This window comes from Acetobacter sp. DsW_54 (genome assembly GCF_002153575.1).
GTDB lineage: Bacteria > Pseudomonadota > Alphaproteobacteria > Acetobacterales > Acetobacteraceae > Acetobacter > Acetobacter fabarum.
The window spans coordinates 1-1421 of the sequence record NZ_JOPD01000010.1 but is presented as its reverse complement, the minus strand read 5'-3'; the positions used below and the strand labels follow the sequence as shown (position 1 = coordinate 1421).

1 protein-coding gene is annotated in these 1421 nt (G+C 61.7%); it reads right to left on the bottom strand.

The window, feature by feature from the left end; genetic code table 11:
* Positions 1-1421 (bottom strand): carbohydrate porin (locus HK20_RS06005; RefSeq protein ID WP_143296461.1); only part of this gene is annotated, 1421 nt, incomplete at both ends.

Sequence of the window (1421 nt, the reverse complement as noted above, 5' to 3'; positions counted from 1 at the left end):
GAGAGGGGGATCCCGCCCGAAGGGTTCCAGACATACTGGAAGTCCGGCTGCATGACCCACCAGGGCATGACCTGCGCCTGATAGGTCACTTCCAGATGGTTTTCGTTCCCCTGCCGGTGTGTGCCGGAGTCCCGGTCAAACTGGCGCTGCCCGTAAGAGGCACGGCCAATGCCCCAGCCCACGCCCACCGTATCATTGTCACGCCCCTTGAAGGGGGCCTTGAGGTTGATCCCCGCATCCACGGCAAAGCTGATCAGGTTGCGGTCACCACCATTGCCCGTGGCACGGGCAAACACACCCACAGACTGGGGAGACTGGAGCGAGGGACGCCAGATCATCTGGTCGATAATGCCGTAAACCATCCAGTTGCCACGGTCCCAGCGCGGGGTCAGGTCACGCTGGTTGGTGCTGCCGTTCAGCACCGCTGTTCCCAGCGAGCCCCCGTTCTTGTTGTAGCGGTAGTCTGCAAACTTGGCAGTGTCGTAAAAACCCCCCAACTTGTAAATACCGGGCAGGCCGGGGTCCTTGGTGACCTTGGACATGTCATCAGGCTGGGGGTTGATGGCATATTGCAGCTCGGTCATGAGCAACGCCCCCGTGCCCATGTTGAACTGGGTGCCCGAGGCATTGTTGTTGGCGTTCTGGCTGGTCGGGTCGTTGGTCTGCCCTGCATCCGAGCCTGTGGCCTGCTGGATGGCGGTGGAGTTGTAGCGGTTACCCGGCGGGTTATCATCCGCTGCGGCAAACATGACGGTAAACTGGTCCGTGGGCCGGTAGCGGATGCGGATGGCGGGGGATGCCAGCGGCCAAGACGGCCCACCCCCATACAGGTTGACCGATGGCGCCATGGGCCAGCCGAAGTTGGAGTTGAGGTAAAGGCTGCCGTAATCACTGATCAGGAATTCGGTATCCAGATCCTGCTGCCCGATCTTGACGTCGAGCTTGCCGCCAAGGAAGGACTGCTGGTACCACAGCTCGAACAGGCGGGTTGAGCGGTCTGCCTCAAACCCGGATGCGGGGTTGAACACGCCCAGATGATCCTGCGAGATCGAGCGCCCGCGCAGCTGGAGTGCGCTGATATTGAAAATACCGCCCTTGAGGCCGATGAGTTTTTCCAGGTCCACGGTCAGGGTTGGCATGGTCATGCCGTCATAGGCCGGGCCGGTGCCCGAGCCATTTGCCCCATCGGCTGCCGATGCTGTGCCGCCTGAGGTATTGCCCCACAGTTCATCCACTTCCTGAATGTCGAGCGTAATGCCGTGGCGGGCCATCCAGTCACGTGCGCCCCACATATTGCCCAGCAGGTGGTCGCTCAGGTCGGGGTGGTCTTCATCATTCTTGGAGGCAGCCGCTTCTGCCGCGCGCATGCTGTCACGCACCGTGGCAGGGTCAACCTCGGACACCAGAGGGCCGGAATTGCC